Annotated in this window: 23 protein-coding genes; 7 read left to right on the top strand and 16 right to left on the bottom strand. The window is 58.8% G+C overall.

Annotated features, from left to right (window positions below; translation table 11 throughout):
• Positions 1-240: 240 nt before the first annotated feature.
• Entirely contained in the window at positions 241-2820 is a 2580-nt protein-coding gene (locus IT444_13285) for a hypothetical protein (protein MCC7193743.1), read from the bottom strand.
• A gap of 94 nt (positions 2821-2914) precedes the next feature.
• On the opposite strand from IT444_13285, the gene IT444_13280 reads away from it, so the two are divergent.
• The gene (locus IT444_13280) at positions 2915-3688 is read left to right on the top strand and encodes a phytanoyl-CoA dioxygenase family protein (protein MCC7193742.1); all 774 of its coding nucleotides are present in this window, start codon (positions 2915-2917) and stop codon (positions 3686-3688) included.
• Positions 3689-3723: 35 nt separating this feature from the next.
• Here the strand turns inward: IT444_13280 and IT444_13275 are convergent, their stop codons facing one another.
• The 3 genes from IT444_13275 to IT444_13265 all read right to left on the bottom strand — a co-directional run bounded on the left by IT444_13275 (position 3724) and on the right by IT444_13265 (position 7666).
• Positions 3724-4929, bottom strand: coding sequence for a hypothetical protein (locus IT444_13275; protein MCC7193741.1), 1206 nt, complete (start codon positions 4927-4929; stop codon positions 3724-3726).
• A 242-nt stretch (positions 4930-5171) separates the two neighbouring features.
• Positions 5172-6278, bottom strand: a complete 1107-nt coding sequence (locus IT444_13270) for an Ldh family oxidoreductase (protein MCC7193740.1) — start codon at positions 6276-6278, stop codon at positions 5172-5174.
• 350 nt (positions 6279-6628) lie between these two features.
• Positions 6629-7666, bottom strand: coding sequence for a Gfo/Idh/MocA family oxidoreductase (locus IT444_13265; GenBank protein ID MCC7193739.1), 1038 nt, complete (start codon positions 7664-7666; stop codon positions 6629-6631).
• 149 nt (positions 7667-7815) lie between these two features.
• Here IT444_13265 and IT444_13260 point away from each other — a divergent pair, with 149 nt between their 5' ends.
• The gene (locus IT444_13260) at positions 7816-9204 is read left to right on the top strand and encodes a hypothetical protein (GenBank protein MCC7193738.1); all 1389 of its coding nucleotides are present in this window, start codon (positions 7816-7818) and stop codon (positions 9202-9204) included.
• Here IT444_13260 and IT444_13255 read toward each other — a convergent pair.
• Both IT444_13255 and IT444_13250 read right to left on the bottom strand, forming a co-directional pair.
• Positions 9186-9890, bottom strand: a complete 705-nt coding sequence (locus IT444_13255; GenBank protein ID MCC7193737.1) for a prepilin-type N-terminal cleavage/methylation domain-containing protein — start codon at positions 9888-9890, stop codon at positions 9186-9188. The genes IT444_13260 and IT444_13255 overlap by 19 nt on opposite strands.
• A 343-nt stretch (positions 9891-10233) precedes the next feature.
• Positions 10234-11475, bottom strand: coding sequence for a glycosyltransferase family 4 protein (locus IT444_13250; protein MCC7193736.1), 1242 nt, complete (start codon positions 11473-11475; stop codon positions 10234-10236).
• Between the two features lie 73 nt (positions 11476-11548).
• On the opposite strand from IT444_13250, the gene IT444_13245 reads away from it, so the two are divergent.
• Positions 11549-12052 (top strand): GNAT family N-acetyltransferase, encoded by a 504-nt coding sequence (locus IT444_13245; GenBank protein ID MCC7193735.1) that lies wholly within the window; start codon positions 11549-11551, stop codon positions 12050-12052.
• 48 nt (positions 12053-12100) lie between these two features.
• Here the strand turns inward: IT444_13245 and IT444_13240 are convergent, their stop codons facing one another.
• Positions 12101-13279, bottom strand: a complete 1179-nt coding sequence (locus tag IT444_13240) for a xylose isomerase (protein MCC7193734.1) — start codon at positions 13277-13279, stop codon at positions 12101-12103.
• 290 nt (positions 13280-13569) lie between these two features.
• Between IT444_13240 and IT444_13235 the strand changes: the two genes are divergently transcribed.
• Both IT444_13235 and IT444_13230 read left to right on the top strand, forming a co-directional pair.
• Complete coding sequence (locus IT444_13235) at positions 13570-13983, top strand: hypothetical protein (GenBank protein ID MCC7193733.1); 414 nt, start codon at positions 13570-13572, stop codon at positions 13981-13983.
• A 101-nt stretch (positions 13984-14084) separates the two neighbouring features.
• Positions 14085-14288: a hypothetical protein gene (locus IT444_13230; GenBank protein MCC7193732.1), complete on the top strand. Its 204-nt coding sequence runs from the start codon at positions 14085-14087 to the stop codon at positions 14286-14288.
• Between the two features lie 221 nt (positions 14289-14509).
• Here IT444_13230 and rplU read toward each other — a convergent pair whose 3' ends face one another.
• Together rplU and IT444_13220 are read right to left on the bottom strand one after the other, a co-directional pair.
• Positions 14510-14827 carry a 50S ribosomal protein L21 gene (rplU, locus tag IT444_13225; protein MCC7193731.1) on the bottom strand — a complete coding sequence of 106 codons (318 nt, stop codon included), beginning with the start codon at positions 14825-14827 and terminating at the stop codon, positions 14510-14512.
• Positions 14828-15000: 173 nt separating this feature from the next.
• Positions 15001-16131, bottom strand: a complete 1131-nt coding sequence (locus IT444_13220; GenBank protein MCC7193730.1) for an AAA family ATPase — start codon at positions 16129-16131, stop codon at positions 15001-15003.
• A gap of 189 nt (positions 16132-16320) precedes the next feature.
• Between IT444_13220 and floA the strand changes: the two genes are divergently transcribed.
• Both floA and IT444_13210 read left to right on the top strand, forming a co-directional pair.
• Positions 16321-17325 (top strand): flotillin-like protein FloA, encoded by a 1005-nt coding sequence (gene floA, locus IT444_13215; protein MCC7193729.1) that lies wholly within the window; start codon positions 16321-16323, stop codon positions 17323-17325.
• Between the two features lie 36 nt (positions 17326-17361).
• The gene (locus IT444_13210) at positions 17362-18192 is read left to right on the top strand and encodes a hypothetical protein (protein MCC7193728.1); all 831 of its coding nucleotides are present in this window, start codon (positions 17362-17364) and stop codon (positions 18190-18192) included.
• 87 nt (positions 18193-18279) lie between these two features.
• Here the strand turns inward: IT444_13210 and IT444_13205 are convergent, their stop codons facing one another.
• The 7 genes from IT444_13205 to IT444_13175 all read right to left on the bottom strand — a co-directional run bounded on the left by IT444_13205 (position 18280) and on the right by IT444_13175 (position 24293).
• A complete protein-coding gene (locus IT444_13205; protein ID MCC7193727.1) occupies positions 18280-19353 on the bottom strand; it encodes a GTP-binding protein in 1074 nt (357 codons plus the stop codon).
• Entirely contained in the window at positions 19350-19844 is a 495-nt protein-coding gene (locus IT444_13200; GenBank protein ID MCC7193726.1) for a hypothetical protein, read from the bottom strand. Before IT444_13200 ends, IT444_13205 begins: the two co-directional genes overlap by 4 nt.
• A 106-nt stretch (positions 19845-19950) precedes the next feature.
• Positions 19951-20424 (bottom strand): hypothetical protein, encoded by a 474-nt coding sequence (locus IT444_13195; protein MCC7193725.1) that lies wholly within the window; start codon positions 20422-20424, stop codon positions 19951-19953.
• 56 nt (positions 20425-20480) lie between these two features.
• On the bottom strand, positions 20481-21254 hold the full coding sequence (locus IT444_13190; GenBank protein ID MCC7193724.1) for a type III pantothenate kinase: 774 nt from the start codon (positions 21252-21254) through the stop codon (positions 20481-20483).
• Positions 21255-21320: 66 nt separating this feature from the next.
• Positions 21321-22424, bottom strand: a complete 1104-nt coding sequence (gene obgE / locus IT444_13185; protein MCC7193723.1) for a GTPase ObgE — start codon at positions 22422-22424, stop codon at positions 21321-21323.
• A 111-nt stretch (positions 22425-22535) separates the two neighbouring features.
• Positions 22536-22781: a 50S ribosomal protein L27 gene (gene rpmA, locus IT444_13180; GenBank protein ID MCC7193722.1), complete on the bottom strand. Its 246-nt coding sequence runs from the start codon at positions 22779-22781 to the stop codon at positions 22536-22538.
• Positions 22782-22928: 147 nt separating this feature from the next.
• The gene (locus tag IT444_13175; protein MCC7193721.1) at positions 22929-24293 is read right to left on the bottom strand and encodes an aminopeptidase P family protein; all 1365 of its coding nucleotides are present in this window, start codon (positions 24291-24293) and stop codon (positions 22929-22931) included.
• Positions 24294-24378: the final 85 nt, after the last annotated feature.

The raw sequence follows: 24378 nt of genomic DNA, 5'->3' as shown, positions 1-24378 counted from the left end.
AAGCTCCTGAAAGAAGTGATGAGTCGCTTTTCCCTGACAGGGATTATGACAGAGTGGAGAGAAACGAGGAAGCGGATTCAAGGAAAATATGAGATTTATTCCTCCGCACTCACCTCATGATGCACAAAAAGTCCTGACGCATCGTTCAATGGTGGATTCCTCTCGCGATGAATTGGGAGACGCGCAATCACAAAATCATCGAAACGCACGCCGGCAATGATGCAATGACACCCTCAAACGTTAGGTAGCACGACGGCGACTTTCGAGTCGGAAAACCTTGACCTGCCCCGCTCTTATTCTGTTGTCGGGCCATTCGACTTCGCCGCCCCCTGTAAGCGTGAACTTTTGAAGTGACAGTTCGCCGTGCAGCACGCGGAGCGTCACGGTTGTGCTGCCCTTGATCGGGCGTTGCGCACACGTGCCCCACGCATAACCGGTGGACCAGAACCACGTCACAGGCTTCCTGCTCGCGGCGAACGTCATCGTCCGGTCAACAGCTGAGAAGTGGAAACCCGTGATTGCCAGCACACCGGCCCAGCTCGCCATAGCACGCGAATAATGGTGGCCGCATTCGGGTTCGTTGAACGGGTTGCGCCGCTCGCCGTTGTGGCGGTCGCGCACCGCCTTGAACACTTCCAGCCCCTGCTTCGTCATGCCCTCGTACAGCATGTGTACGGCTGCGGTGTATTCAAAACCGGTCATCGCCTCGCCGTAGTAGGGAAACGGTCTCGCAGGGCGCCGACCGCGCGGGTAGCTGGCCATCAGCATCGCAGCCTCATCCTGAAGCGCGTAACTGCGCATCGAGTTGAAGTGTGCTGAGAGGTCGCGCTTGAAGTTGAAGCGCATGAGCGAGTCGAGCGTCTTGCGTATTTTTTTCGGGTCGAGCAGGTAGCCCAAACCGAGCACCTCTGCCGTGTACTGTCCGACGAGTTGATCGACGAGGCAACCTGCGCCGAGTTGCAGCTCCGGCTCAACAAGGTTTCGCGCGCCCATGCTTTCGTGTCGCAGGCCCGGTGCGATATCCGATTCCTTTGTCGAGGGGCGGATTTCATGCTCGTAGTAATCGCCGTTAAAGAGGTGCTCATCCATCCACGCGCGGCCGCTTTCAAACAACCGGCGGCATTCGGCGGCGAAATCGTGCTCACCAAGATAATTCGCCATCTTCTCGCAGGCACGCAGCGCGCCGAGATACCACGTACCCATCTGCGGATTGGGACCGTAATACTCGACATCCATCGTGTTGTGCTGGCAGCCTTCCATCACGCCATCGCGGTCAGCATCCCAGCCGCCTTTGATCCAGCAAAACTCCATCGCCTTGCGTGCCTTGGGCCACAGGCGGCGCAGTGCCGCATCGTCGCCGGAGAGTTGCCATTCACGGTACAGCCGCATGAGCGTGCCCATCTGTCCATCGGCAGCGGCGAGTTGCCATGCCTGCGCCTTGGCCAGCGGCAGGTTGATTCGGAAGCTCATCAGGCCGTGATCGTTCGTGGCGAAGATGAACTCAGTCTCGCGCGCATCAAGGGCAAGAGCACCGAATAAAAACGCACTGGCGTGCTCGTAGTTCCACACGTGTGTGCATGAGCCGTGGCAGCAGCCGACATCATCCGCGCAACCCTCCCAGCCATAGAACCGACCGTCGGCGGTACGAAAACAGGTCTGAGTGCGCAGCGTGCTGGTGTTGTAGAGGGCAGCCTCTTTCACGACGTGCGGCAGGTCGGCGTCGCAGAACGCACGAACGAACTTTACCGTCGCCGCTTCAAGCTCAGCGAGTCGCGGGGCAGTCCTCACCGCGGCATCCCACGCATCAGCATAGGTCACGCAGTAATGGTTGCCGATATGGTTCGGGTCGGGCTGACCCGGCAGGCCGAGGGGGACGGTTTCATCCTGCTTCATCGGTGTCCACGTCTTGCGATTCGGAAAATGCCACGAGATGAAAAAAGTCACCTCGCGCGTGGCACGCGGCGGAATGCGCACTTCAACGGCAAGTGACGCGGTTGGGTTGGCCTGCGTTCCGCCTGCGTGCGAGCTGTCAGGGGTCGGAGGGTCCGTAAGACGGCCATCGTCGGTAAGGTCGTCCCAGAAATCGATTTTCCCCGCGCCCCAACCCTGCGGCGACCACGCGAGACGGTAACTGACCCCGGAAGTCGCCGTCGTGCCAAGCGACAGCGTGCCGTTGAACTCGTTTTTTGCATCGAGGCCGACGGATCGCATGAAAATGCCGCGCACTCCGTTTTTGCTCTCTGAAGCGGACGTGCGGTACTCGTTCACGTTGTTGTCGCCCCGGCTGCCCTTACCATCGCAGCCGATGAAGTTTTCCATCGAGCCTGCGACTGTCGCAGTGAGCGGCTTGTCGGTCTTGTTCTTCAGCACGTAGCGCAGCACAGCGATGGGAATGCCGCTCGCTTCCGTGTCACCGGGCACGAACGGGTTGAACGCTTCGAGTCGCACGGCGACAGGCACGCCAGGGTCTGAGAGCACGACCTGACCGAGCGGATAAGCGCCGAGGAACTCAGCCTTACGAAAGCGCGGGAAGCCGTGGTTCTGTACGGCGCAACCGGAGTGACCTTCAAATTGAATTGGATCAATCGCACCTTCCAGAGCGCGTGTCACTGTCTGGCGTCCCTGCCTGACGTGCAGCGCGAAAAAGGTGTTGTTCGGAACGTAGCCCTTATTCGGCTTGTTCATCGGCTCGAAGTCACGCAACTGCCCGCGACCGCCGAGCGAGATCGTGCCGGTGCCGATGCCGCCGAGCGGCAGCGCGACGTGCAGCAGTTGAGTGCCGGTGTAACGGGTGAGGACGGGCCAGGTTAATGCGGGCATAATCTTTCTTTCAACGGTGGTTTCACTGTCATCTTGCGGTTTTGTACTCGTGTCCGACAATACATTGAAACGTCTGTCACCTGAAAGGTTTCCAATGTCATTTGAGTTCCGTGAAGAGATGATTCATCAGTACCGTAAGGAAGGTTATGTCATATTCCGTGGCATTCTCCCTTCTTCGCTGATCAGCGATCTACGAAAAGCATCCGTGCGTGTGCCTGAGCTGGCCCGCAAAGCGCGCGGCCCCAACGCTCAGCGGCTCCAACCGATCGCCAACTATCTCACCGAGGACGAGCTAAAGCCCTTTCACGATTACCTGTCGCTGCCGGTACTCGTCGATGCCATTCATCAACTGCTCTCCCCCAGACACGACATGAATAACTACGGCGTAAGCCGGATGGGCCTGCTGATCGAGCCGAGCGAGGCTCCGGGGGCGACGGCCTGGCATCGGGATATCCGCGAGACCAGCAATGTGCCGGATGTCGAGGAGTTCCGGCGGATCAATACAAACCCGATGTGGTTTAACCAGATCAACTGCCCTCTGTACGAGGACAACTGCACCTGGTATGTACCCGGCAGTTACCTGCGCGATTTTGATCTGCCGGGCGAGACCGCTGCAGCGGCGGCGACGGGCAACCTCAATCAGTCGGAGTATTGCGCCCGCGATCGAGTACATCTCGAATACTGCAAGGCCATGCCCAATGCAATCCGTGCGTCTATGGATGCCGGCGACTTCATGATCTATCACCCCAACGGCTGGCACCTGGGAAACTACCTGCCGGAACGCAAACGTGTCACGATCCACCATGGGGCCCCAACACCTGACCTGATGGAGTGGTACACCCGTTGGGAGAGCAAGCCCAAGAAGTAAATCGTCCGTGCGACAACATCCTCATTCTGTCCCGCTCATTCCTCCGGCTCCGAATCCGGCGGCACGGGCGGCGGTGGCGGCGGCGCAGGAGGTTTCGGATCAGGCATCAACTCATTCGGAATCCGATCCACATTCAACAGCCAGTCATTCCACTTCTGCTGGTCAAAGATCTCCGGTGCGGCAGGCGCGCCCTGCGACGCATTCCATTGCCTGGCCCACTCCGAAAGTTTTTCAACAGCGGCTTCCTGAATCGAATCGTCCTTTCCCGTCGCGGCACGCAGCAGGGCTGCGGGGACGACTTCCGGCGGGCCGGCGGAAATGATTTCCGCAACACCCGGCGCGGGCTTATCCACTTTGTGAATCACGAATCGCGCGATCGCATCATCCAGATCGAGCGGTACCTCGTGCGTCACCACAGGCTCCAGACTCGGCTCGTATTCATCGTGGATGATGGACAGGCGATACGTATTGGAAGAACTGCGATTCCCCAGCATGATGGAAACCATTCCGTCGGCTTCTTCATAGGAAATCGTGCAGGTCGCCAGCAGGGATACCAGCTTGCGGGCATCCTCGAGCTTCTTTGCGCGGCCATCGGCTGTCTGATCGTCGAGTTGAATCCCGTTGAACAACTCCCACAGCCCTTTGGCTTTGATGAGACGCCACTCACCGGGCTGAACCGGGAAGGCCAGACGAACAGCCTGCCCATCGAGCGTGAACCACTGATGATCCTTGGCGGCGGCGGCTTTCCAGATCTCTGTCGTGCGCGGCATGTCCGGCAGGTCGAATGAGATTGATGACTTGTTGATCGCAGCGTTGAGTTTTTTGATGAGTTCGCGGGCATTCGAGATAGTGACCAGTTGGGCGGCCCCGATGTGACCTCGTGCATCGCGGTAGTGGCCGATCGGCATGGTCTTGAGTGACGCGGCGAGAGCGGTCTGTACCTCCGCTAACGGTTCGTTGGGGTCCGGGACAGTGCGAATGTCCGCCATCTTGATGTGGCCGAACCAGTCGAAAAGCATCATGTCTCCGTCTGCCACGAACTTGGGGATCTGTACCGCACCGTTATCGCCATGGTTTCCGGGCTTCTCGTGGATACCGTCGTAAAAAATCAGCAATCTCAGCGTGTCGGTTTTTTCATCAAAGCTCAGCGACAGTCGCTGGCCGACCAGCTCGACACAGCCCGCCAGTGCGAGCAGCGAAAGGAAAAGAACACCAGCAATGAGACGGTGAGAGTGGCGCATAAGGTGCTCCCAAAAATAAAAGTTCATCATAAACATTGCGTGGCGGCATCTGCACAACCCGAACCGCGATACCGATCCGCCAAACGGGAAATCACGAACGGCTTAGACAGCGAGCCGCGGACTCCTGCCGCAACCAGCCGCCTGCAACCGGATGGCCTCCTCCGAGAATCATCCCCGGAACAGCCTTGCATCCGGCGAGGCGCCATAGTTCAACTGGTATTTTACCAATCGGTCGGGAAAAGTCAAATACGATTTAAATTTTCTGCCTGGAGGGGGATGCCGACTTCCCCGGCGATTTTGACAAATTCGCCGATCTCAGCCTCGGTGAAAAGCAGCCCGCCGGCATTACGGCTGCGCATGGCGGCTTCGTGCTCGATCTGGCCGGGAAGCATGGTTCGGCCGGACGGCGGAGAGTTGCCGTGACCCAGAATGTCCTCGAGCACTGCTTTGACATTCTGCGCCTGTGATCGGCTCCGGGCGAACTGGCCGCAATTCATCGCCTCCGGATGAATCACCTGGAAGAAAAAGCTCGGTGTCGTCTTTTCTCCTGCCGGGGCGATCTCCGGCCGCGAACGGATCGTCGGCAGCGAGCCACCGATGAACGCAGCAACCAATTCGTCGATCAGCGACAGGCCGTAGCCCTTATGTTGACCGAAGGGCAGCAGAGCTTTGACCTTTGTCGCATCCGTCGTTTCTTTTCCCGTTTCATCAACCGCGCATCCGGGCGGGAGCGGCTTGCCCTCACGGATGAATTGCTGGACGCGCCCCATGGCAACGGTGCTGGTCGCCCAGTCGATCACGATCGGAAAGCCGATGGCCTCCGTGGTCGGGAATCCCCACGAATGAGGATTGGTGCCGAGCGTCGCGTGCTTCCCTCCAAAGGGAACGACCTCCGCCAGTGCGGCGGTGCAGTTGGTGTATGCGATGTAGCCGCGTTTGGCGGCATCCATCACATAGCCGCCTCCCCAGAGGTAGTGAAACGCCTCGTCCACGCTGACGATCCCGACGCCGTACTCATCGGCGAGCTTGATCGCGGTATCCATCGCTTCAAACGCGACAGCCTGACCGAGTTTCTTGTGTGCGTTCCACCGTTGCGCCGCCTTGAACCGCCCTGACGACAGCTTTTCGATTTTCGCGCCGGGCACGCAGCCGGGTGATTTCTTGTTTCCGCTGCCGAAGTGGTCGTCAAGGTGCAGCGCCTTGAGGCCGTTGTGCGTCTTGATCCCGTGCCACGCTGCCAGCTCACAGAACCGAGCGGCCTGCCCGGCTTCGTCGGCGTGATAGCCTCGCTTCCTGTATGCGGCTTCAATGATGGCGTTGTGTGTCGCGATGGGGAGGATGTAATCCATAGTCGAGCCATGGTAGCGGACTTGAAGTTTCCACGAAAGCAATCAAACAGCATAAGCGGTGGATGGGCAGGCTCTTTCATCGACGACATGTTGGACGCTCAGTTCATCGTCAGCTGCACGTCTGCTGACGCGAAATAATTTGAGGGTTCCTCCAAGGGAAGTACCGCGACCTCGCTGCGTTTAATCACCGCTGGAGCACGCGCCACGCCATGCAGAACACCGCCGTGCCGCCGCACGAAAACACCACTTGATGCGAACACTGGCGCACCCATCAGCGCGACCGAAACCTCGGCGGGGATTTACGCGCACCGCAATGACCGGCGAGCCGCGTAAGCCAAAATAATCAACCCTCACGACACCTTCACGTTTTTCCTGGTCCGAATCGCCTGATCGATCGCGAAGATGACACGGTGAGCGTGGGCGCTGGCCTTCAGATCATTGTGCGGTCGCGTGCCGGTGCGGATGCAGTCCACGAAGTATTCAAGCTGTCCCAGATACGGGTGATCGTTCACATCGCCGGAGTCGGGCATCGCTGCGGGAATTTTCGCCCAGCGATCCTTGGGTGTGCCCGGCCAATCCATCGTCGAAAGGTTGTCGTTCCAGATCGTCCCCTTGTCACCCTGGAAAAGCACGGGGAAAAGATACGGCTGACGGCATTCGATGCTCGTCGCGACCTTGCCAATCGCACCGTTGGCAAACTTTAGGATTGCCACGCTGTTCGGATCGTATTCGTACTTCAGCGGATTCTTCAGACTGCGATTACTCATGGCCGCCACTTCGACAACGGGACTGCCCATGCACCAGATCAGCACTTCCAGTGCATGACAGCCTGCGGTGAGCAGTGCATCGCCTGCCATTTTCTGCTTTACATTCCACGACCACTGTCCGTACCACGGGCCGATGCCGTGGAAATAGCTGCATTCACCGTAAAACACATTGCCGATCAATCCCTGCTTAAGAATCGCCTGAATGTTTTTGAACAACCCCATCCAGTGCAGCTCAAAGCAGACGCTGGTCTTGACTTTGGCTTTATCAACGGCGGCGATCATCTTGTCGAGATTCACCCGGTCCAGCGCGACTGGCTTTTCAATCACGATGTGCTTGCCCGCTCTGGCGGCGGCGATTGTCTCGGCGGGATGGTTCGGGTGCGGCGTGCAGATAACCACAATATCCAGACCGGGATGGCGGAGAAACGCATCAAGGTCGTCGTAGGCAGCAGCCGCAGCCACGCTGTGCTCCTGCGCCTTGGCGCGGGCTTTGGCTTTGTTGCGTGACTGGATTGCGACGACTTCGCAGCCGGCGACCCGTTTGAAGTTGTCGATATGGGCACCTGCAACCCAGCCGGTACCGATGATTCCCACGCCGAACGTCCTGGTGGTTTTAGCCATGGAATGACATTCCGTTTCTGATAATGGGTTGATGAGGATCGAACCAAACGCGATACCGTAATTTTAACGCTTGTGCGGAAGTCGTGCCGGGCAGCCGCGGCTGCGCAAGCTCGCCGGGTGCTGATCGCAGCCTGTTACCATTGGGCCTCATGTCTCTCTCTTCCATCCCCACCTGTGATGGGCAGCCGGGCTTCCGTGCCTCCCGGACACGCCCTCAATGGATTTTCGCACTGCTGCTTCTCGTAGGTGCCATCGCCAACAATTGGAGCATCGGACGTGCATCGGTCGGTCTGGACTATCTGCATTTCTGGGCGGTCGGCCAGACGGCCTCAGCCAGCCGCTCAGCCATTTACTCAGCAGACTCCGCCCGACGCATTCCCGCGGAGATGACCCGTGCGCTGACGCCCGCTGATCGAGGCACACGCTACGCGGAAGCTTTGGCGAAACGGCAACAATTCGAGATCACCGCCACTCCGTTTCTCTACTCGCTTCTGGGCGCGATCACGACGGGAGATTACGAGCTTGACTACACGGTATTCCAGATCATCTGTCTGGTGTCGATGGTCGCGGGCTTGATCCTGATCGCCAAGACATGCAACTATTCCTGCCTCGAAGCGATGCTGGCAGCGGTGGCCATACTCCTCTTCACCACCGCTTACTTTTCCGACCTGGGTGTGGGAAACGTCAATCAAATTCAGGTCGGCTGCATCGCGCTTTATCTCGTATTGATCCGCCGCCCTTCGACACCCAGCCGCGATGCGCTGGCCGGCGCACTTCTCGGTCTGCTCTGCATGTTCAAGCCTAATCTCGCATTGATACCCGGACTGCTGGCGGTAGTCTGGATCATCGAAGGCAGATTTCGCACGCTGGCGACACAGGCGACAGGCGGCACGATCGCGGCTATCAGTTCGTTCATCTTCTCCGCGATTTATTTTGGCTCGGCACGAATCTGGATCGACTGGTGGCACGGCCTGAGACGATTCATGCTCGAAGCGAATCCCGCAGTCTCCGCCGGCAATGTCTCGCTGGCACGCATCCTCTACGAACTGACTCACTGGCATTGTGAAATGGCGCTCCTGCTCCTGGGTTGTCTCGCCTTTGCCGTCTGCTGCTGGATCGGCTGGCGACAACGATCAAAGACTCCGACGGATTCAGACATGCCTCGCTTTTTGTCCGACGCGCGAGCCGTCACCATCGGATGCCTCATCATGCTTCTGTCCGCTGACCTCGTATGGCTCCACTATCTGCTGCTGGCGATCCCGACGCTGATCTTGTTGCTGCGTCCCGCGGATTGCGCGACGCAACCTTGCCAACCGGCGCGACGAATCCTGACAGCGGTAGTCTTTGCCGCATACTCCATGCCGGCTTTCAAATTGATGAGCATCAGCGAAAACTCAGCGTGGTCCGCCGGCGTGCTGGCGGGCGCAACGCTGTTGCTGCTGGTGCTGGTGTTGATCGACACCGTAAAAGGCGGATGTGTTGACCCGACGTCTGCCTCTGGTGCAAGCTGCCCCGCCGCTCACGGGTTCCAGGAATAGGCTGTATCGGAATCGCTGGGCAGCCCGCGGAACTCCACGTGGCCATCCGCCAGTGCGATATTGCCGTTTTTGCCATGCCATGATCCGGGCGATTTGTGCAGCGAGGTATCCATGTACACCAAGGTGATGGATGGCACCTTGATGTCCTGAAGCCGTTTGCCCGCCAGACCGTTGACACCCTCTACATGCACTCCGAGCGGATTGCCGATCGAGTTGAATGAGTAACTGTTGCCTACCCAGTCAAAGTGAGTGTTGCCGTCCGCCCATGCGACGGGGATAACATCGTGAGGGCAGCGGAATACTTCGATGTTGTCGCCGACGTATTGGTTGAGCGGGCGAAAAGCCTCGTTGTTGAACAAGCCGCCCTGCCCCAGATAGAGGTTGCCGGTCTTTCTTCCGCCGTACACGTACCAATCCATGCCGTCGAGTTCCACATCCGCACCGAGCCAGTAGATGCTCTCACGGAAATCGTTGAGGTAAGGCACAGTCGCCAACGCGATCTGACGAAGGTTCGATGCGCAGGTGGTGCGCTTGGCGACCCGCTTGGCTGCGCTCAATGCCGGCAAAAGGATGCCGATGAGCAGCGCGATGATGCTGATGACAACCAGCAGCTCGATCAACGTGAACCCGCGATGCGGCTTCCGATGCGTGCTGAACAAACGAACGGACGAGCGTGCAGCGTTCATGACCCTTCCAATCACTGATGTTGATGTCAAGCAAACCAGGCAGGCCGTTACAAATAGCCCCTGCACTCTATGCGGCAGAGAGCGGCATTTCGTACTCCACTCAATGATTTTTACAAGCCTTACTTACCCCGCAAAAAACCCAAGTATTCTCCGCTTTCCACGCGGAAAATGCTATCCACGCCGAAAAACCACGCCTTACCGTGACGGTAATTATAGCGTACAACCATATTTACGGGTCATCCACGCAAAATCAGCCGTCCGATTTCTCGCGGCTGATGCGTTTTCCCATGTCGTGATCAAAGCAAGCAGCACGCAAGTCTGCTGCTCAACTATCCGCGTGGGTTTAGCCACGGTGTGTCAGGTTTTCCAGAAATGTTCGCCACTCCTGACACCGCGCCTGTGCGTTGTAGGTGGAGTCAAAAGCCGCCCGACCGTTTTGTCCCATGCGTTGCCGCAGCGTCGGATCAGCCACCAGTTCGCACAATGCTGCGATCAGACTGGCTGTGTCGCCGTTGTTGATCGACCTGCCGCACTCGATCCGTTGTATCTCGCGGGCGGTTTCACTTTCACGAGGGCCGACGAATATCGCAGGACGAGCAGCAGCCATGATTCCGTAAAGTTTGCTCGGAACCGAGATGCCTTCGAGTCCCGGCTTCAGGCTGATCAGATGTACGTCGGGCAGTGCCAGTGAGTGCGCTAACTGCTCGCGAGGGAAATATGGCAGCACACAAAGATTCGTCAGCTTATGCGTCTCGCCAAAAGTCTTGACATCCGCGAGTCGCCGTCCTCCGCCGATGAAGAGAAAGAAAAACCTCGGATCGTCACGTAACGCCAGTGCCGCTGAGGTGATCTCCTCAAAGCTGTGGATGTATCCCGCGTTGCCGGAGTAGCCGACGATGAACTTTCCCTGGAGACCCAGCTCACGTCGAAGCGGATTCGCCTCCGGTTCGCCGGGTGTCTGTCCCTGCTGATCATGGCCCCAGAGTCGAATTGGCTTGATGCGCTCTTCGTGAATCCGCTTATCCAGCAACCGTTGTCGCATACACTCGCCCAGCACAACGCAGCCGTCAGCCTTGCGCAGATGGAGGTCGTTGAGCCACGCAAAGATTCGAGGCAGGAATTGACGCGGGTTCATCACACCCAACGCGAACTCACAATCTGGATGCAGATCCATCACCCAGCAGACATGCTTGGTGCGCGAGACCGCACGGACAAGGGTGGCATAGATGCCGATCAGCGGCGGTGTGGTGAGCGTCACCATCGCGTCGTACCGCCACGAGGCCATCAGCGTGCGCAGACCCACCAGCAGATGAAAGGAAGCAAAATCGATCGCCTGGGCGGCCATGCTCCGCTTACCGAATGCCGCCGCACGAACCCGGTGGATGTGTACGCCGTTGCGGACTTCATAACGGCTGGTCTTTCTGCCGACCTGCGAACCGGCATCGTAATTTCCCCGCGACGCGAGGACGTGGACCTCGTGATTGCCGCCGGATGGCGACGCGAGGTATTCGCAGAGATCGGTGAGCATCTGCGCCGTCGCGGCACTGTCGGGCCAGTAGTATTGGTTGAGGAAAAGAAGTTTCACGTGGGCCATATGTCCAATGAGTGGCGATTCTACACGCACACGGCTACGAGTCCTGACTCAAGGAGAGCTGCCGATGAGCAAATCAGGTTTTGAAGTCCGCACCGCCCGTTCCGCTGATCTGCCGCAGGTAGCGCAACTCGCCGGCCTCATGGTCCGCCTGCACCATGAGTGGGACCGTCAGCGTTTCGCCATTCTGCACGAACCGATCGAACCCGGCTACGAAAACTGGCTCGGCCGTGAACTGCAGAATAAAAAAGCTCTCGTCCTCGTTGCTGCCTCAAATCACACCAAAGGCGAAGCGAAAATCCTCGGCTACGCCTATGCGCGACTCGAGGGCAGGGATTGGAACCGCCTGATGGATTCGTGCGGATTTCTGCACGATCTGGTCGTGGCTGAAAAAGCACGCCGTCGCGGGGTGGCGAGCGCACTGCTCGAAGGCGTCATCGCTTGGATGGCTGAGCACCATGCCCCGCGAATCATCCTCGAAAGCGCAGCAGCCAATCATGTCGCACAGGATTTTTTCAGAAAGCGGGGATTTCGCGCGACGATGATCGAAATGTCACGGGAAATCGAGTGATCGCCCGCTGACAAGCGCATCGGTCAAGACGACGACATTTCGTTTCTCTCAACGCTCGCCCATCAACAAATCGAACACCAACTGATCCAGCTCCTCATAAGGCAGAGAACGGGCAGCCAGCTTCTGTCGGTTAAAGTCGGCGTCCAGCAGGGCCTTCGCATTGGCTTTCGAGTAGCTCGCGGTCAGACGCGCCAGCTTGGCGTTGTCGTTGACGATGCGGCGGAGCAGCGCCTGAATCTGTCGATCGCTGTTGTAGCGACGGGCCTTGTCCTCAAGAATTTTGTACGACCGCATCGAACCGCGGGCGAAGGCTTTCACATCCGCGTAGTCAGCCGTGCGGTAGGCGTGGCTGTCGAAGTGCTTCGGCCCGGCGTATCCGTTATCCAGCAGCAGCTTTACGAGGAAGAAAGCGTGTTTGTAATTCTGGCTGGCGAAGCGGAGATCCTGATCGAATCGTCCTACCTCCTGGTCGTTGAGATCAATGTGAAAAAGTTTTCCGGCAGCCAGCGCCTCGGCCACGACCTGCACGAAGTTAAGCCCCGCCATCTGCTCGTGGGCAAACTCAGGATTGACGCCAACCATCTCAGGATGGTCAAGGGTAGAGATAAACGCCAGGTACGAGCCGGTGACCGGCGCGAAGATGTGACCGCGCGGCTCATTCGGCTTGGCTTCCAGTGCAAAGCGGTAGCCGAACCGACGATCCATCGAATAACGGCATAAAAAGTTCATCGCCTCACGAAACCACTCGACCGCCTTGACCGGATCCTTGCTCGCGTTGGTGTCGGTTCCCTCGCGGCCACCCCAGAAGACATAAATCTTCGCTCCAAACTCGGCACCCAGCTCCATCGCTCGCATCGTCTTCTGAATCGCATACGCGCGAATCTCCGCGTCGTTGCTGGTGAATGCACCGTCCTTGAATACCGGATCGGAAAACAGATTGGTCGTGGCCATCGGCACGCGCAGATTTTGTCTCTTGAGTGCCTTCTTGAAATCACGCTTGATCGTGTCCGCTTCGGCGACTGTCGCGTCAATCGGGATCAGGTCGTTGTCGTGGAAATTCACGCCATAGACGCCGCCCACCTCGCCTAAGAGATCCACGATCTTTACCGGATCGAGTTTTACCCGTGTAGGCTCACCGAACGGATCACGGCCGGGATTGCCTACGGTCCACAGGCCGAAAGTGAACTTATCCGCGGGAGTGGGAGAAAAAGCGTCCTGACGTGCCATAAGTGCGATCCTGTTGGTTAGAAGGAGCGGCTAGTGTGGTAAAGAGCGTCGAATGGGTCAAGCCGGTGCCCCGGTCTCCGGCCATCGCTCTACCTCTGCCGCATCAGGCTGCGCCGTCCCGCCAATAACAGGGATGAAGCATCCGTAACGCTATTTTAGAAAACCTATAAACAGACTTCCTCGCCGGTAAATTCGTCACAAACAGTTGTTGACGGCTCCAGGTGACAAAAACGAAAGACCAGCCGTTTTTTTACCGATCCAAGTCCGAGGAAAGGCGTATAATGGGTGTCATGGGGTTGATCCGGCACAAAATCTTGGCGCTGGTTCTGATCTTCCAGGCGGCAGTGATCCTGCCGGCGATGGCTGTGCCGACGATGTGGTGCGCCGATGGCTCGCCCTGCGGTAACGACCATCACACCGCTCACGCATGTTGTCAGGTTGAGAAGAAGCCCGTGGTGTCGTGCCACGAGCCGGTGAATATGCCGCGCTGTGAAGTGCGGCCGGGCCAGGCAGTGGATGTCTTGGCGCGTGGTGATGCGCCTGCTCCTGCAAAAACGTTCGTGCCGGTCGCGTGGATCAATCCGCAGCGCGATGTGCTCGTGCCGGCTGCACCAACGCAGATTGCACAACACTCCGAACTGATTTATCTCGTCTTTGATCTTGCGCGGGAAGTCCATGCGCCGCGCGGCCCCCCGACGGTTTGAGAAATCCTTTCGTTTTCGCTGATTCTTTTTGTTTTCCGTTCTTTTTCTAATTCTCAAACTAATCCCGCGCCTCCATCGAGCGCGCGGGAAGGAGCATAATGATGAAGACTCTCATGTTGAGCGCAATTCTGGCGTCCGCAGCGATGCTGACGGGCTTTACCACTTCGCAGGCCTACGCAGGCGAAGACTGCTGCAAGGCACAGCCCAAATGCACCGAATGTTGCAAGGACAAGTCATCCTGTGACATGAAGGACTGCTGCAAGGACGGCAAGTGCACCGAACAGTGCAAGGAATGCTGCAAGTAAGCAGTGATGCTGTTGCGTATTCAGTTGACGTAACAAAGGGCCGGTGCCGAAAGGTGCCGGCCTTTTTTCTGGCCTCGCTCGGATTGTCTTACCAAACCGATGCTGAAACGAATCGTCAAGAGCTATTCGCTGCGCAATGAAAAGGCCGAGTCGCCTCGGCCTCGTCAAACAGTGTTATTTCGATGTCGTTGGCCGCGTCATTCGCGTGCGGCACGGAGCATTTACGCCTGAATGCCGGTGATCTTGACTTTAATGAAATCCTGCCGGTGGCCACGATGGCGGCGATAGGTCTTGCGACGGCGGAACTTGAAGATCTCAACTTTGTCGGTCTTGCCTTCGCCCAGTACGTCGGCGGTCACTTTCGCGCCGGCGACCAGCGGGGCGCCGATTTTCGCAGCACCTTCGCCCCCACCTACAAAGAGCACGCGGTCAAAGGTCAATGTCGCGGCATTGGCGGGCAGGTCGCGCAGTGCCACCTGAATCACATCGCCTTGAGAAACCTTGATCTGCGTGCCGCTGTCTTCGATGATCGCGTACATGAGTCACCTCGTTTGGCCGGGACGGATGCCCGGTGGAAAGTCCGCCATTGTAACCAAAGCCTGGTAAAACGCCAGTCGGGAAGAATACCCGGAATCGTAGAGCCGCGGAGATAAAGTAAGCCGAGACCGAGGCCAAACAGGGACTCCCGGCATCTCCTTCAATGTCTCTGGTCTCAATGCCCAAACAGGTTGACCTGGGCGAACATCCCCGTGTTTTCAAAATACGTCAGTGCTTCTTCGACGGATTTGAAAACCTTGGTAGCCGTCTCGGTGATGAACGGGCTGGGGTTTTTCTTCGGCTTCCACACGACGTACACCTCTTTGCCGTGTTCAAAGGCGTGGTGCAACTCGCGCTCGACGCCGCTGGACAGTCCCGGCACGCCGCCGGGAAGTTCCGGCACGAGTGAAACGATCATGTCGCTCTGGTCCACGAGCTTGAAGTCGCGTGCGTAGATCTGCCCGTCCACGTCGCCGGCGATGTCGAGCACCTGCTTGACCGAAACCCGCAGGCTTTGGCCGGCCGAGCCCGTGAAGGAGCCGGGTTTCATCTCGACGAAGTCGCGGCCCTCTTTCGCAGCCGCGATCGCTGCATCGAGCAGCAGTTTTTCGTCCACATCGCCGGGGTCAAAGCATATGAAATGTTTCGCCAGTGATGCTCGGAAGCGGTCGATCTCCGCGAGCACTTCCGGCATATCGACCACGTGGCTCATGGGAAAGCTCGGATACACCTTGCGCATCTGCGGCTTGCAGATCAGCCGGTAACAGGTCTCGATCGTGTCCTGATGTCGTCCGCGCGACAGGACGTAGAAGTTCCGCCTGCCGGACACACTGGAGACCGCCTGGGCCATCAGTTCGGTGGCCATGATCTCCTCTTCGCGCCAGACCATCAGGTCCTTGAGCGTCGCGTCGAGCGTGTGTTCGCCGTGGAGCCGGTTATGAACGACCTCGATATTGTCCACGAGACAGATGAGCATGTCGGGGGCGAGCTTGCGGACCTGATCGAAATCAAATGCGGAAAAAAGGCCGTGACGCCAGCGGAAAGTGGCGTGCGTGTTGACCAGCAGATTCCGCTTGCCCTCGGACTGGGTGAGGATGTCCTTGAACGCGGCACGACGGAGCGAGTTGAGCCGTGAAAGCGGCAGGTCGAGGATGCGTCCCGGCCGCACGTCGCGGGCCTCGTCGTACATCATGTCGCCGACGTGGAACACCTCGATCGACTCGCCGCGCTCGCCGGCAAGGCGCGCGACTTTGTTGAGGTAGTCTTTCTTATCCATCCCGACCTGGCCGGTGACGATCGCGCGCATGAAATGAGTCCTCGGTACCGCCCACCACCCTGGGCACGCGGCGATTATAGCGGTACGGGTCTCCGCACACCGAATTGCGGCCGCTGCCGCCGGCGACGCCCTCTCACGCGGCAGGCTGAAATGACGGGCCTGCGGAAAGGTCAGATCGTTGTATGATGCACCATGTTCTTCCTTTCGAAAGGGGTTGACATGGATAAGGTTCTCATTGCCGTTCTGATCGTTTCCGCGATCGTCATGATCATCATCTTCGCGGTCGTGGGGCAGTTTCTGAGCATCTGGATTCAGGCGTTGACATCGGGTGCCAGTGTCGGCTTCGGCAAGCTCATCGGAATGAAGCTGCGCAAGGTGGACCCGCGCGTGATCGTGCTCTCGCGCATCCGAGCGATCAAAGCAGGCCTCGACCTAAGCTCTGACCAACTCGAAGCCCACTACCTCTCAGGCGGGCGGGTTCCGACTGTCGTGACCGCGCTGATCGCAGCCGACCGCGCCAAGATCAACCTGCCTTATGACACCGCCTGTGCCATCGACCTTGCGGGCCGCGATATTCTCGACGCGGTACACACCAGCGTGAATCCCAAAGTCATCGACTGTCCTGACTCAACCAAGGGGCGCGAGACGATCGACGCGGTCTCGCAGGACGGCATCCAGCTAAAGGTCAAAGCGCGTGTCACCGTGCGAACCAACATCGCCCGACTCGTCGGCGGAGCGACTGAGGAAACGATCATCGCCCGTGTTGGCGAGGGCATCGTCACCACGATCGGCTCGGCCAGCAGCCACAAGGCGGTACTGGAAAACCCCGACCGCATCAGTAAGTCGGTGCTGGAAAAGGGTCTGGACGCCGGGACAGCCTTCGAGATTCTTTCGGTGGATATTGCCGACGTGGATGTGGGCGAAAACATCGGCGCCAAGCTCCAGGCGGATCAAGCTGCCGCGGACGCCAAGCGATTCCAAGCCGAGGCGGAAAAACGCCGCGCCAGCGCGGTTGCCGTCGAGCAGGAGAACAAGGCCGAGATCCAGCGCAACCGCGCACTGGTTGTGCTCGCGGAAGCGGAGGTACCCAAGGCAATGGCGGACGCCTTCCGCAAGGGAAATCTGGGCATCATGGATTACTACCGCATGCGCAACGTACAGGCGGACACCGCGATGCGCTCGAGTATTGCCGGCGAAGGCGGATCGCAGACATCCACGCCGTAAACGGGCAGCATCCGAGCCGACCACTGCGACACTCCCATGAACAGCGCGACTCGATTGGTGTTCGTTCTCCTGCTGCTGCTTGTCGCGCCTGCGTTGGGGCAGGCAACTCAGCCATCCGCACGAACCGGCGCGTTCACCATCACCTTCGACAAGCGCAGCGATCTGAGCCGCCTGTCCGAACTTGCCAGGCGTTTCGACTGGCGGCATGTCAGCCTGAAGGAACCTTACGAAATCAAGGACGAGTCCTTCGAGGTCTATGTCCCAGCGCCGAAACAGGACGTGAAGTACGGCCTGATCGTCTGGATCAATTCCGATGATCCAGGCGCCCCGCCTGCCGACTGGTTACCCGTTCTCGAAAAACATCACCTGATCTGGATCGGAGCGAATCAATCCGGCAACCAGGTTGCCATGGCACGACGCTTCGCGCTGGCGATCGACGGCGCGATCAACATGCGGCAGCGCTATGACATCGATACAGCCCGTGTTTATCTGGTCGGGCTCTCCGGCGGCGGGCGCACTGCCAGCCGCGTCGGCCTCGTCTATCCTGATGTTTTCCGAGGCGTCGTCCCGATCGTCGGTTGCGATTACTTCCGTGATATTCCCCTGAGCGGCCAAGACGAGTACGTCTGGACCGCTCAATACAAGCCGCCCGCGGAAGAGCCGCTGAAACTCGCCAGAGAGCAGACAAAATTCGTGTTCCTGACCGGCGAGAAAGACTTCAACCGCGATCTGACTCACGACATGGAGGTGGCTTTCCGCGCAGATGGTTTCAAACACACCGCCTACCTCGAACAGCCGGGCATGGAGCACGCGGTACCCAGTGCTGAGTATTTTGAAAAAGCGGTCGATGTGTTGGATGCGAAGTGACCGCGACTGGGAGTGTGTTTCTCTGTGATCTCGGAAAAATCGCTCGGCGGGAGCTTGCTGCACTCGTAACCGAAGGCAGACGGAAACCTATTTTTCAGCCAGATAAACTGCGAGTGCAGCTATGTCAGATGCGACAGCCAGCTTTTTCAAGCGATCCGAAAACGCCCACCGTTCCTCGTGGAGCGGCGTCAGTCCGAGTGTCGTGAGTATTCGCTGGGTCAGGAGTTCGAGACCCTCACCCGTCTGAGCACTGATGGGGAGGGCACCGCGCGTGTCATCCGATGGAAGGCTCTGATCGGATTTGTTTATCACCCAGATATCAGGCTCGCGCGGCAGCTCCGTGGGTGCTGGCCAGTCGATTCGGTGGTCGCGCATCGCAATGAGCACATCCGCAGAGGAGATGACCCGTGACGCCAGCGTGATTGCGCGGGACTCGATCGGGTCGTCGGTCGCACGGACACCCGGCGTATCAAGCCAGCGCACTGCCACACCCTGAATCTCCGCCAGACCAGCGACCCAGTCGCGCGTCGTGCCGGGCAGGTCCGCCACGATGCTCACCGAGCGGCCAAGCATCCGGTTGGTCAGTGTGGACTTGCCGACATTGGGCCGACCGACGACGACGACCGCAGGCGGATCGATCAACCGATCCAGCACGCGCGATCGAGCCAGTACGTTTTCATTCAGTAGAAGTGGCTTGCCCAGGTCTTCCCGTGTGGTCTCCTGCGAGGAAGAGAGCGTGTGCAACCACTGAGTCCACAAGCACGGCTGCGCCAAAAGCAGATCGACGGCGGCAGGGCTTGCGGCACGCGCGAGTGCCGCGAGCATGTCAGCCTCGATGTCGCTGACGGCTTCCGGATAGATGTCGCGCGCGGATGGGGACTGCTCGTAAACCGCACCCAATGCGACCGTTTTTTCCACGAGCTGCCGTACCACCCGTGGCCCGCCATGCGGCATGAGCTGCGCCCAATCCGGGCGCAACATCACCGCCAAACCCTGATCCACGCCCGCCAGCGTTGCGAGCCGCATGCGCCCAGCCGGCCAATCGGCATGACCCGTCACGCTGCGCAGGATGGCAGCGGCACCCGGACCGTGAATCTGGATCATTGCCACCGCGCCGGGAGCGGGTGCTGTGACAATCGTGATTCGTGCCGTCGAACTCACGGGCGGTGCACATCAGATCGGTTAATGGTTGGAAAGATCGAGTCGCCCGGCAGACGCGGCGAGTGAAGCAACTGAATGACAAACGCCACAAGCGATGGAATGAGATTAAGCCACAGCCCCCCCACCAGGAATCCGACGATCCCGAACAGCGAGACGCCCTCGCACGCAGCCCAGAACACCAGATTTCCGCCGAACAACATGCCGAGCTTGACCTTTTCTTCCTTGTCAGCAGCGCGTAGGAATGAGGAGCGGCGGATCATGTAACCGAGCGGGATCACAGCGAAGATCATCGCTGACGCAATGATGAGCAGCAGTTGAGCGGTTTGTTGATTGACCATCGGTTGCTGACCGCTGCTGCGAAGAAAGAGCACAACGCCAAAGAACACGATCTGACCCACCAGGAGCGCGCCCCAGATCATGAAGCTCAAGCGCAGCCAGTGCTGCGGGGTAAGCTCTATCGCCTGCGGATTTTTCGAGTTGATTGGTGACATGAGCAGATCCATGCGAAGGGAGATTGATTATGACATCTGCGGGCGAACAGTCAGCACCACGAATGCGTCGGCCAATCCGATCGCCATTCTAATCCACCGCGAAGGATCACGACCGGGCGGGCAGCATCGCACGACCATTGGGAAAGTTCACCACCAGCACAGCAACCGCGATGATCACGGGTACCGCCGTGAGATATTGCCAACCGTGTGAGCGGGCGATGAGTGTCGCAGCCAGACCAACGCTGGCGATTAACTCGCAAAAGACAAACAGCACGAGATTCCCGCTCAGGTATCCAGCCGGGGCGATCGCGTCACCCCGCCAGTGTTTCTTGTATTGCTGATTGCGAATGAAATAGCCCAGCGGGACGAGGGTCACGAGCATGATCACGACCGCGTAGCCGAGTCCTCGCGCGACATGCGGCGGCGAGTCGGGTACCGCATCTTTACTCCACAACGAAAGAACCAGTAGAAAAAGCAGCACCAGTCCAGCCAGCATCGCTCCCCAGAACACGCGCAGCGTCAGCGTCGTGCGTTCCCGCATTAACGCATCGAGTTCGGATGGCGTCGGCTCGTGAGGCATGAGAATTACCACCCAGATTTTCGTAGCGGAGTCCCGCAGACAGCAGCGGAATCATCCTATTCTTCGTCGGCGGTTCTGGCTGTCTGAAGCGTCACACCGATCCCCAGCAGAGTAAGGTCGGGCACATGACGCTCGATCAATTCCCAGTCACCAAAGAGCAGTTCCGCGTCACCGCCGGTGGCGACGATGGTCGGATAATTCCCGGCGATTTCGGCGTATTGTTCGGCCAGTTCCTTCACCATGCCGCGCAAACCATAAAACACACCGCAGCGCATGGCTTCGGCGGTGTTGTGGCCGATCGGTTCTTCCGGTCGCGCCAGCTCAACTTCGGGTAACTGCCCTGTGCCCACTTGCAGTGACTGGAGCATCATCCTCGCGCCGGGAGCGATCGCCCCGCCGTGAAACGTGCCCGCACCATCGACGAAATCAATGGTGACAGCCGTACCGGCATCGACGATCACACATGCCGATTTGAGCGTGTCATAGGCGGCGGCGGCGTTCAGCAGACGGTCCTCACCTACAATGCTTTCACGATCAAGCTGACGGCCGATCGGCACCTTCAGGTCACGCTCGATACGCAACGGCGTCCGCCCAAGCTGCTGCGCCACCGCCTGCGCCACGCGGTCAGTCAGCGACGGGTTCACCGACGCCAGCACAACCGGAGCGTCACCTTTATCCCGCAGCGCTGAGTAGGTCTGTGCCAACACTTCAGGCAACGCGGACATGGACTGGTTCGTGAGGAACTGTCGCTCGATGAGCTTGCCATCCACAAACGTCCCCAGGCGCGTGCGGGTGTTGCCGATCGAAATTGCCAGGGCATTGATGTTCATATTTCTGAAACCTGCTGCTCAAGTCTTTATTCTGCCGATCCGCCGCTCGAAAAATCCGCTCCCCAGTCAATCGGTAGTTGCGTCCTTCGAGGCTTCGACCTCTGCATTTTCTTTCAGCTTGACCAGAATCTTCCAGCACTCCTCAAGCAACGGCTCAAGTCCCTGCCCTGAAGCGGAACTGACGCACATCACCGATGTGCCCAGAGCCTGTTCAATCATCTCCCTGGCTACCGCGCGATCATCCTCGCGGGCGAGCAGGTCCATCTTAGTCAGCACAATGATCTGCGGCTTTCGCGCCAATTCTTCCGAGTAGCTTGCCAGCTCGTTGCGCACCACGTGATAGTTTTCAACAGGATCGGAGCCATCGGCAGGCTCTACTTCCAGAAGGTGCACGAGCAACCTTGTCCGCTCGATGTGTCGGAGAAACTGCGTACCCAGGCCGTGCCCCTGATGCGCACCTTGAATCAAGCCCGGAATGTCCGCAAAAATAATGCGCCGCAGGCCCGACAGTTCAGCGATGCCCAGGTTCGGTTCCAGCGTGGTGAATGGATAGTCTGCAATTTTCGGACGGGCGCGGGAGATGACCGAGAGCATGGTCGATTTTCCCGCGTTGGGTTTTCCGATAAGCCCCACGTCCGCGATGAGCTTTAGCTCAAGCCGCAGCGTGCGCTCAGTGGCCGGCTCGCCGGGGGTGGCGGTTCGCGGAGCCTGATCGGTCGGCGTGGCGAAGTGTTCGTTACCAAACCCGCCACGACCGCCCTTGGCGATGAGCAGCCGCTGATGCGGTTTATGGAGGTCAACGATCAGTTCGCCGGTGTGGTCGTCATACACGAGCGTGCCGGGGGGCAGCCGGATTTCGAGATCTTCGCCGCGTCTTCCGTGACATTGCTTGGATTCGCCGGGTTCGCCGTTGCCTGCCGCCCAATGGTGCCGTCCCGCCAGATCGAGGAGCGTATCCACGCCCGGGGTGGCGACGAGCCAGACATCCCCGCCATTACCGCCGTCGCCGCCGTCCGGCCCGCCTTTGGGGATGTATTTGTACCGCGCAAAGCTGACGTGTCCGTCGCCTCCGCGACCGCTGCGAACGATGATGGTAGCTTGATCGACGAGCATCGTATGCGGGATGGATCGTGGGACAGCCCCAAAATCTTTGGGAGCAAGCCCCGGCAAAGACCATCGGAGAGGACTGGCCTTTTAGTTCGATTCAGGTCCAAAAAAAATGGGCGCCACGAGACGCCCATCGGTAAATCAGTTGGTTGAGTGTCGCCGCGTGGCGAAAACTCAGTCGGCAGTTGGGCGGACATGGACTCGTCGGCCCTGGAACTCAACCACGCCGTTCGTCAGGGCAAAGAGCGTGTTGTCCTTACCCATGCCGACACCGTGGCCGGCCTTAAAGGGCGTGCCGCATTGACGGATAATGATTGCGCCAGCTTTGGCGGACTGTCCGCCGTAGAGCTTGATTCCGCGGTACTGCGGATTTGAGTCCCGGCCGTTAGTCGTGCTGCCTTGACCTTTTTTATGCGCCATTTGCCACCTCTGCGGATGAACCCCCCGCCTACGCGGAGAGTCGGGGTATTTTGAGTCCCACATGATAGCGACTATCGAGGACTATTTGCAAGTCACCGCTTACTCGAAAGTGGGACGCTTGGCGGGTATTGCGGGGCGAGGCAGTCGTCAAATCCCCTTACCCACCAGCGGTTGGCAGTCGTTGGGAACCTTGTTGAACTGCACGACCTTTCGGTCAAACTTGCCCAGCGTATTCTCCACCACGACGAAATCCACGGGCAGGATTTTGGCGTGCCAATGGTCGCCGATTCCTCGGATCGCCACGTCAAGCATCGTCACCACCTGTTTGGCCAACGGCTCCTCGCTCTCCAGCGTGATCGCGCCGTAGAACTCCTGGCACTCCGTGTAGCCGGAGTTATGCGTACCGGTGTAGGGCTTGAGCTTCGACAGATCATCGAGCTTCAGACCAAAGCGCTGATTGACCTCACTGGTATGCGCACGGAAGTAGTTGACCAGTGCCTGCTCCTGATGCTTGGCGGGCTTGTTGTGCTTGACAATATCCACGTAGGCGTCGTAACCGACCTGATACGCCTCATTGACGAAATCAAACCAATACCGCTGATCTTTCGTCGGCTTGCCCGCCACCACGCTGCGCCGGATGCAGCTTGTCAGTCCGTCACGCTTGGGCGCACAGCCCAGGTGAACCCAGTCGCCTTCATTGATCCGACGATTGAGCGCCTTGCCGATGAGCGTGCGATTGGCCTCGTTGGCACCAACCATGACATCGAAGCCATTCTCCTCGCCGCCTAATTCCATCCCCACGAGATAAGCCCAGCCGGCGACTTCGGTTTCCAGCATTCCCGGTCGGAGCACTGCCAGCAGGGCACGCATCATCGCGTCGGCGATGACGTTGGCGTCACGGATCAGCTCCATCTCGCGGTCGCTCTTGAGGTTTTTGATCTTCTGATAAATGAGCTGGGCATCGACGACATTTTTCGCGCCGAACAGGCGGTTCAGATAATCCACCACACCCGCGGGAACAACCTGTCGCGGCGTCAGCAGCGCGATCTTCTTCACCTGAGAGAGCGGCTTACCTGCCGCAGCCTCGATGACTTCCTCCATCCGCACCGCGCGGATCGGATATTTCTCGTCCGCCAACTGAAGCAACTCGACCTTATGCACCTTCGCACCCGCGCGGAAGGCGAGCTGCTCAGCGATGTAGCCGCCTTCAAGCCCTGCTGTGATGTGGAACCCCGTCGCGCCGATCACGCCCGCGATCTGCTCGATGGAAATGTTGGTATTGCCGCCCAGATACGGCACGTCGCCGTTGTAATGCTCATCGGAAAAGACAAAGCCGACATCATACCCCGCCTTCTTCAGCGCGCCGGCCACGCGCTTCTGCCGAGCCTTGAACTCCGCGGTCGGCACCGCCAGATCTTTCTTCACCGTCGGCGTCGAGGAGAGAATCTTCTCAATCGCCTTGTACTCGTTCCGAAAACTTCGCAGTCGTGCGGCACCGATTCCTTTGGCCATGATAAAACCTCGTGGGGGATGTTTGGAAAGACGGCGAATAAGGTAGCGGGAACCGCTTCCGGGTGCGAAATCCGCAATGGCTGTC

Source organism: Phycisphaeraceae bacterium (assembly GCA_020851465.1).
Taxonomy (GTDB): domain Bacteria; phylum Planctomycetota; class Phycisphaerae; order Phycisphaerales; family Phycisphaeraceae; genus JADZCR01.
Note: the sequence above shows the minus strand (reverse complement) of the source record. Positions and strands in the feature narration are given on the sequence as shown.